Source organism: Desulfococcus sp. (genome assembly GCF_050178255.1).
GTDB lineage: Bacteria > Desulfobacterota > Desulfobacteria > Desulfobacterales > Desulfococcaceae > Desulfococcus > Desulfococcus multivorans.
This window is the reverse complement of record NZ_JBFXGG010000071.1, coordinates 6,086-14,604: the sequence shown is the minus strand read 5'-3', so window position 1 is coordinate 14,604 and position 8,519 is coordinate 6,086. Positions and strand designations below refer to the sequence as shown.

The 8,519-nt window shown below is 60.2% G+C and carries 7 protein-coding genes; 5 read left to right on the top strand and 2 right to left on the bottom strand.

Annotation, left to right across the window (positions count from 1 at the left end; genetic code table 11):
• Window positions 1-343: 343 nt before the first annotated feature.
• From AB7S84_RS12475 to AB7S84_RS12465, 3 genes are all read left to right on the top strand, one after another.
• Window positions 344-958: a cobalamin B12-binding domain-containing protein gene (locus AB7S84_RS12475; protein WP_428154779.1), complete on the top strand. Its 615-nt coding sequence runs from the start codon at window positions 344-346 to the stop codon at window positions 956-958.
• Between the two features lie 157 nt (window positions 959-1,115).
• Entirely contained in the window at window positions 1,116-1,475 is a 360-nt protein-coding gene (locus tag AB7S84_RS12470; protein ID WP_020876073.1) for a cupin domain-containing protein, read from the top strand.
• A gap of 131 nt (window positions 1,476-1,606) precedes the next feature.
• Window positions 1,607-2,890, top strand: a complete 1,284-nt coding sequence (locus AB7S84_RS12465) for an SH3 domain-containing protein (RefSeq protein WP_428154777.1) — start codon at window positions 1,607-1,609, stop codon at window positions 2,888-2,890.
• Between the two features lie 34 nt (window positions 2,891-2,924).
• Here AB7S84_RS12465 and AB7S84_RS12460 read toward each other — a convergent pair whose 3' ends face one another.
• Both AB7S84_RS12460 and AB7S84_RS12455 read right to left on the bottom strand, forming a co-directional pair.
• Window positions 2,925-4,922, bottom strand: coding sequence for a peptidase U32 family protein (locus AB7S84_RS12460; RefSeq protein ID WP_020876076.1), 1,998 nt, complete (start codon window positions 4,920-4,922; stop codon window positions 2,925-2,927).
• 369 nt (window positions 4,923-5,291) lie between these two features.
• Entirely contained in the window at window positions 5,292-5,873 is a 582-nt protein-coding gene (locus AB7S84_RS12455; protein WP_020876077.1) for an OsmC family protein, read from the bottom strand.
• 422 nt (window positions 5,874-6,295) lie between these two features.
• Here AB7S84_RS12455 and AB7S84_RS12450 point away from each other — a divergent pair, with 422 nt between their 5' ends.
• Together AB7S84_RS12450 and AB7S84_RS12445 are read left to right on the top strand one after the other, a co-directional pair.
• Entirely contained in the window at window positions 6,296-7,057 is a 762-nt protein-coding gene (locus AB7S84_RS12450) for an AAA family ATPase (protein WP_020876079.1), read from the top strand.
• Window positions 7,054-8,519, top strand: a 1,466-nt coding sequence (locus AB7S84_RS12445) for a DEAD/DEAH box helicase (protein WP_428154773.1), incomplete at its 3' end; no start/stop codon positions are given. The genes AB7S84_RS12450 and AB7S84_RS12445, both read left to right, overlap by 4 nt.

Below are 8,519 nucleotides of genomic sequence, written 5' to 3'. Positions count from 1 at the left end.
CAGCGGCCCGGACTGTTTGAGCGCAGCGAGTTTCCGGGCCGCCCGGAGCAAGCTTTAGCGGCACTTGAACGAAACCGCGTGGGGCGCGGGCCGTATCCTCCCGGCACCGGCCTATGAAAGTCGAAAGCTGAGATGAAAGTCGAAAGTTGAATTTATGACAAATGCATCATCCCTGACGTTTCGGAAGGGTTCGGCTGTTGGCGTCCCCCCGGTCGGCAGCCTGGATGCCTTCTTGCCGGCCGTTCCAGGTTACCCCATATGAAACGGATGGAAAAGGGATAAAATCCCGTCTTGTCCGGCAGGCGGCACAAAATCCTTGAATCCGGGGTCCAAAGCCTTTAAGATGTCCCGCGATACCCGGGAGGGGCCGTATCCCGAACATCCCCTCCCCTTCAGCCGTGCCGTATATCGAGGTAACCTCATGATCCAGACCGGCGCCGACCTTCGAAAGCGCATCTCCGAGATGGTTGAAACCCTGCGGAAAACCCGCAGGCCTTCCAGAAACGCCTTGCTGTCCGCCGCGCAATCCGTTCTGGATTGGAAGCAGGAACACGGCGCGGCCGGCTTGTGGGACCCGCCGCCCCTGATGGTGACGGCAACGATGGACGACGGTTGGGGCCACGGTCTCGAGGTGATCCATCGCTACGGCGAGGTCGCCGGGCTCTCCATCGTCCGCCTGGGGCTTCTCAGGACCGCCGATGAGATCATCCGGGCCTGCACGGACCTGCGGCCCGACATCCTGGGTCTGACGGTGCTCCAGTTCGACACGGTGGACACCCTGGCCGAGATCCGCCGCAGCATTCCGGGGGAGACCCGGATCGTTGCCGGAGGGCCGATCTTCGGTGCGGATCCGGACCTCGCCCCCGGCGCGGGGATCGACTTTGTCGCGACGGACGCGGTCGCGTTCATCGCGTATCTGTTGCGTTTCCAGCCGGCGCGGCCGTCCTGGACAAATTGACCCTTGACCATCGCAGCGCCTTTGTGTATCAATACAGCCGATATTATAAGAAATATCGTTCGAATTGACAAATTCCCGCGCTTTTTGGAGCCTGACAACGTCAACCCGTCGATCCTCCTTAAAAATCCGGCGGTGATATCCTTATCGAGGAGATCCAATGGAAAAAATCAATATTACCGAAAAACTTCGCACCTTCGACAAATTCTGGCAATCCAAGCTGATCGGCGAATACAACGGCCGACCCCTCAAGATCATCAAGTTGAAGGGCGATTTCGAATGGCACCATCACAAGGACGAAGACGAGATGCTTCTGGTCCTGAAAGGACAGATGACCATCGAGTTCCAGGAGGACACCCTCGTATTGGGAGAAGGCGATCTTTTCATCATCCCCTGCAACACCCCTCATAAGCTGGTGGCGCCCCAGGAGGTCAACATCCTCATGATCGAGCCCAAAACCACCTTGAACACCGAGAATCATCTCTCCCGGAGACCCGTCAGGCCCGAAGAGCCCATGTAGGTCCACGGTGTTTCGGGGCCGGGCCGGCATGCGGCTTTCCCATGCGCTTCAACGCGGCAGCCCGGCGGGATGCGCCGACTGCGGGCCTCGGTGATGATGCCTCAACCTTTTCGACACAAAGACAGTTTTTGATGAACCTGAATCGTTTTCGACCTGTTCGCATCGCCTTTTTCGGCTTGTTAACATTCATCGCCGTTTCGGCCACGATCGATCCCCTTGCCCTCTCGGCCGATGACGCCGACGTCGTCACCGTCCGGACCGCGGAGGGCAAGCTCTACACCCAGCCCGTCAAGATCGCGCCGGTGATGGAAACCCTTGAAAAAGGCGTCCGGTTGATGCTCCTCCATCAGAAGGGCGAATGGTTTGCCGTGAGCCTGCCCGACCTGCGCCTGGGATGGATTCACGAAAGCATCTTCGCGCCGGAGAGGACGGCGGCCAAATCCGAGGCCCCCGCGGATCAGGGTTCGTCGCCGACGGATTCCCGGGACACGGCGGAACGACAGGGCATTCTGAAGGTCGACTCCGGCCGGGTTCGGGGCAACCCGTCCATCGACGCCGAGCTGGTCTTCGGGTTGAGCCGGGGGGATCGCTTCACGGTTCTGGCCGAACAGGGCGACTGGTACCATATCCAGGCCCGAAACGGACAAAAGGGATGGATCCATCACTCCCTCTTCGATTTTTCCCCGCCGCGCCCGACCGCAGCCGAAGACGAATCCGCCGAAACGACGCCTCCCCCCATGGAAAGCGATGCGCCTGCCGATCCCACGATAGCGGAAATTGAAACAGCCGATGTCGCCGCGGAAAACGACGACGCCGACACCGATGCCGGGTCGGTGGAAGACGGGTTTCAGGTCGTCGTCAAGGTCCGGTCCGGAAGGGTCAGAACCGCACCGTCGACGGCGTCGCCCACGGCCTTCGGAATTCTCCGGGGAACCCGGGCCGAGGTCGCCGCCGTCGAGGGAGAATGGTACCGCATTCTTCTGCCGGACGGTCGAACAGGGTGGGCCCACGAAACACTTTTCGACACGGAAGGACGGGACGGGGCCGATAAACCGGAATCCCGCGATGCCTCGGTGGTGAAGGAGATCGAGGCCATCGTGTTCGACACCACCCCCGAGGGGCACGAAACCATCACGGTTGAACTGAACAGCTTCAATCCCCCCAAAGCTTACACCGTCAAGGGCAAGACAGCGCCCCTTGTGGTCTGCGAGTTCGCCGACACCCGCCTTTCCCCGAACATCGGCAGCACCGTCCCCGGCCGCGGCGAATTGGTGAAGGCCGTCTCGGTGCGGCGGGACGGCGGGGCGAATTCACCGGTCCGGATCGAGGCAGCCATCGATCCCCGGTTCAAATACAGCGTGGATCAGTTTTTTTTCAAAAAAGAGAACCGATACGTCATCACCTTCAAAAAATAGCCGGCGGTCCCCCGGCCTGCCGCGAGGCCGGGCGTTAAGCCAACCCGACCTTCCAGTTCCACCATCCCGGCCGATCCTTGATTTGAACATGCCTCGGCACCGGCTCGTCGAGGGTGACGAAAACGCGATACCCCGCTTGAACCAGGGCTTTTTTCTCCCCTTCGAGGTTGAGCCGCCAGTTGGGATAGATCCATGTATTCTGACCGTATCGCTCGATCCAGGCCACCTCGCCCCTGGGGCTCGTGACCGGCTGATTGGACGCCGCGGACGTCGGAACGATCCTCGAGATGCAGAGCGGCCAGTTGCCGGCCAGGACGATGCCCAGCGGAATGGGGCTCTGCCGGGGAAGTGCGGCATAATCGCCGGCGCCGAGTTCGGGGCTCACCATGCACCCCTTGAAGCCCGCTGCGGCGACCGCACGGACGGCCAGGGGATTGGCGATGTTGCAGAAAGGCCCGGCCCACAGCGCCGTGGATCCGGCGTCCCTGAAAAACGCCGTCTGCCAGGGGGCGTTCAGGACAAAGGTTCGGCCGCCCCCATCCCGAACCGTGTCGATCACCTGCTGCCAGAGGTCTTCCTCGTCCGGCCAGACCACGGGCGGAAGCCACCACCAGATATCCGAAAACCGCTGTTGCGGGATCCCTTTCAGCACCTCCGGCGAGAGCCATAGACCGGCGGCGCCGCGCCGCGTCCTTCTCTCCAGACGGCGGCCGACCCGGAGATCGAGGGGCGGACGGGACTTCAGCGGCTTTGTGGGCATCCCCGGCCGGTAGCCCGATGACGGCTCGGGAACGGTGACCTTCGGCAGCGCGGACGAAAGGGCGTCGATCATCTCCATCAGCGCCTTCTCCCTGCGGTCGGTCAAAAACACCGGCGCGTTTTGAGCCGCTTTCCGCCGCCCGCCTGTTTTGATATAGAGACGCCCCTTTTTCGGCACGGACGCGCCGACGCGGATCACGCTGTGCCAGGGTTCGTCTTCATATCCGACGCGCAGGACATCCCCCGGCAGCAGCGCTTCACGCGTATCCACATAAGCGCCCTCGGCCGCCCCCTTGACCCTTCCGATCAGATATCCGGAGCCGGTCTGGTTTTCCGGGTTGACGGGATTCTGGGGACGCTGGGGCAGAAAATGGTAATGGGTTCCGGTCCGGCCCAGGGACCATGTCAACAGGTCGAGGGCGTCCCGTCTCTTCCGGACGTCGCCGAAGTGGTCCCGCAACATCTGATAGGCCTTTACGGTATAATAGACATAATGCGGCCCTTTTTTGCGGCCTTCGATCTTCCAGGTCGACACCTTCGGAATGGTGAGAAGGACCTTGACGAGTACGTCGATGCTGAGGTCCTGGCATGAAAAATAGCGTCCGGACCGCCCCTGCTGGGTGTAAAGCCTGCGGCAAGGCTGCACGCACCGGCCCCTCAGACCGCTTTTCCCGCCCATGTAGCTGCTCCAGTAGCATCGCCCGGACACGGCGTAACAGAGCGCGCCGTGAACGAAGACCTCCAGATCCAGTCCGTCGGGGCAGGCATCGGCCATCTGCTTGATTTCATCCACGTTGAGTTCCCTCGGCAGGACGATCCGACGAAAACCGGTTCCGGGGATGTCGCGAATGGATTCGAGCGCCCTGGGGAAGGTGACATTGGCCAGGGTCGACAGATGCAGTTCACCGTTATACCCCACCTCCCGGGCGATCTCGGCGACGGCCAGGTCCTGCAGAATGAGCCCGTCCGGATTGACGTAACGGTTCAGGCGGTCCACCAGGCCGGCGCAGGATGCCAGCTCGTCGGGTTTGATCAGGGTATTGAGCGTGATGTAGACCCGGGTTCCCCGCTCGTGGGCGAGGCGGGTCAGCGCCGCCATCTCTTCAAGGTTGAAATTCTTGGCGGCCATCCGTGCGGAAAAATCCTTGAGGCCGCAGTATACGGCATCGGCGCCGGCGGCCAGTGCCGCCAGAAAGGCCGCCCGGTTGCCGGCCGGCGCCATAATGGCCGGCGGCGGGTTCAGCGCTTCAGGCGCTTTTTCAGGGTTTATCAATGGGTCATGTCCTTGTCCGGTCAGGCCGACCGCCCGCAGGCGATCGATACCGTTTCGGCGATGGAGGATTTACGATAGAAAAGACGTTCCGGTCATCATCAAGAAACTCAGCTTTCGACTTTGATAGGCCGGTGGCTGAAGGGGCCCGGACCGTATCCTCCCGGCACCTCTTTCCGGTCATTATCATGAAAGTTAAAAATCATGAAAGTTAAAAGCAAATTATAAAGCCTGTAACATATCGTTATCTCGGCATTAAATCAAGCACCTTCTGGACGATTCGCCTTCACCCGGAATCCGGATGCCAAGGCAGCGCGGCGGGTCCGCGGCCCGCGGACCCGCCGCCATGGGTGCATCGGACAACGAATGCCGTCAGGCCGCCGCCGCCCGGGACGACGTCTTGTCCAGCGTTACCGTCACCGGTACGCCCTGGGTGATGCTGTCGTAGACCGGCGAGAAGGTCGGTCCCAGCCGCATGAGCTCTTCGAGCTCCTCATCCGACACATCGGCGTCGATCTTGAACGTCATCCGGATCTGCTCGTAGCCTCTCCGAACGTCCTCCCGCAGCCCGAGAAATCCCTGAAGGTCGATGTCTCCCTCCAGCCGCGATTCCATGGATTTGATGGTGATGCCCTTGGCCGCCGCGTGGTAGACGATGGAGGTCGTCACGCAGGCCGCCAGCGCGGTGAGCAGGTATTCAACCGGATTGGGCCCCTTGTCCTCTCCCAGAAGAATGGGCGGTTCGTCCGCATCCAGTTCGAAATGCGTTTCATGGGGATGATCCTGCTGCGTTCCGTAAAAGTTCTTGATGGTGGTGCGGTTGTGGCCGCAGTTTATCCATTTGTTGTTGGCGCGGAACTTGAATTTCGCGATGACCGGCGCTTTCTTGACGGCATCGATCGTCCCGAAAAGCGCGTCGACCTTGACCCCGTTGACAATTTTTTGAGCGTCCATGATACCCTCCTATGCATATTTATCTCCCCACCAGGGGAGGCAGTGGATGGTCGATGTGTACACCCCGAGATTCAGGCGCAGTGCAGTCTTCGTGTTTGATGAGTGGTTTTCCCGGTATAGTCTGTTGATCGGGATACACTTCTTTATAATAGTCACCTGCTCCCGCGAATCAATGCCGCCGCCGGCCCCAAGTCGACCCTGGACAAAGGCGGAAAAGGCCGGGGACAGCCCCTGGTCCGCATCGTGATTCCCCTTGTGAATGGCCGCGGCTGTGTTATAGTGAGATAAGAAGATATTTCGGTTTTACAGGCGTTAACCGGAAAACGGTGATCCTGGACACCGAAGATCGCATAGATACTGTTTTGTCAAGAAACCAAACACATACGCGCCACTTCCAATGGCACGCGGAAAAGGAAGCACTTATGAAACTGGCTGTTAGCGGTAAAGGCGGCGTTGGAAAAACCTCGTTTTCATCGATGCTGATCCGGTCCCTCAACGCATCCGGACGGCACGTTCTGGCCATCGATGCCGATCCGGACGCCAACCTCGCCATGGCGATCGGCATCGAGGGAGGGGAGAAGATCGTCCCCATCTCGGAAATGAAGGAGTTGATCTTCGAGCGGACCGAGGCCCAACCCGGGAGCATCGGGGGATTTTTCAAATTGAACCCCAAGGTCGACGATTTGCCGGAGAAGCTGTCCGCTCGGTATGAAAACATCAAGCTGATGCGTCTTGGCGGCGTCAAAAAAGGCGGTTCAGGGTGCATCTGTCCGGAAAGCACACTGCTGAGAGCCCTGGTCACCCATGTCGTTCTCGCCCGCAACGAGGTCGTGGTCATGGATATGGAGGCCGGCATCGAGCATCTCGGACGGGGAACGGCCCGGGCGGTGGACAAGCTCCTCGTCGTGGTGGAGCCGGGCCGCAGGAGCATCGACACCGCCGAGCACATCCGCCATCTGGCTTCCGAAATCGGCCTGACGCGGATTCTGATCATCGGCAACAAAATTCGCGGCCCCCAGGACGAAGCCTTTCTGAAGCGCCATCTGAGCGATTTCGAATTTCTGGGATTCATTCCCTACGACGACAAACTGATCGAGGCCGACCTGGAGGGGATCGCCCCCTACGACACCCACGGGCCCGCGGTCCAGGCCGTTGCGGCGATGATGGACAAGATCGACTCATGAAAAAGGACTTCCAGGACCTCCCGAAAAAGCGCTTTTACCGGGCAAAAGGCCGAAAACGGGGGATTTCTCCCGGCATGGATCCAAGGCTCAGGCGCGCGTTCGCGAAGATCGGCGTTCCTGAAAAGACGCCCTTCGTTCCGGATCCGTTCCAGTTGGAAGCCCTTGACGCCATTGACAAGGGCGACTGTCTGGTCACCGCACCGACGGGCTCCGGCAAGACCTGGATCGCCGAACAGGCCATCCGGCGGATCCGGGAAGCCGGCGGGCGCACGTGGTACGCCTCCCCCCTGAAAGCGCTCACCAATTCCATTTACGTAATCTTCTGCGGCATTTTCGGGCCTGAAAACGTCGGGATCCTGACCGGGGACCGCAAGGAGAACCCTGATGCCGACATCATTGTCGGCACCACGGAGATCCTGAGAAATCAGCTATACGATGCCATGCATCGCGGTGAGAATATTCGTACGGATTTCGTCATCCTCGACGAAGCGCATTTCCTGGGGGATGAGGAACGGGGGGTTGTCTGGGAGGAGGTCATGATCTACCTTCCCACCCGTATTCCCCTGCTCCTCCTTTCCGCGACCATCGGGAATGCCCGGCGCATCGCCGCATGGCTTTCGTCCATTCGCGGCAAACCCTGCGTGGTCGTGGAGGAAAAAAAGCGGCCCGTGCCTCTGGTGCCCCTCTTTTTTCATCCCTCGGGCAAACTCTTTCCGTTGACGGCCGTCGTCAACGGAAAAAAACGGCTCTACGGCAAGATTTCCGAATTCATCACCGGAAAACGCCAGCCCTATATCGCCCGGCCCGGACAACTGCCCCCCTTTGGAGACATCCTCGCCGTTTTCAGGAAATACCGCCTGTTGCCGGCCATTTTTTTCCTGAAGTCCCGGGCGGACTGCGACAACGCCCTCGATCGATGTCAGAAAAACGTCATATCCGACATGAATCGAAAAGCGGCCATCGGCGCCTTTATCGACGATTTTGCCGAACAGGTGCCGCATATCGCCAAACACCCCCAGCGGCGGCACCTCGAACACTTTGCCGTCGGCGCACATCACAGCGGCCAGCTCCCCGCCTGGAAATTTCTCGTCGAGCAACTCATGACCCAGGGCCTTCTGGACGCCGTCTTCGCGACGTCCACAGTGGCGGCGGGCGTCAACTTCCCGGCGAGGACCATCGTGTTTCTCAACTCGGACAAGTTCAACGGGGTGGAGTTCATGCCCCTCACGCCTACGGAGTTTCACCAGATGACGGGAAGGGCCGGGCGGCGGGGAATGGACCACATCGGGTTTGCCGCGGTCCTGCCGGGGAGATACATGGACGTCCGCCTGATGGCGCGTCTTGTGACGGCACCGCCGGCCGATGTTTACAGCCAGATCAAAATCAATTTTTCCATGGCCCTCAACCTGCTCCTCTCCCACACGCCGGACCAGATCCAGCTGCTGCTCGAAAAATCCTTTGC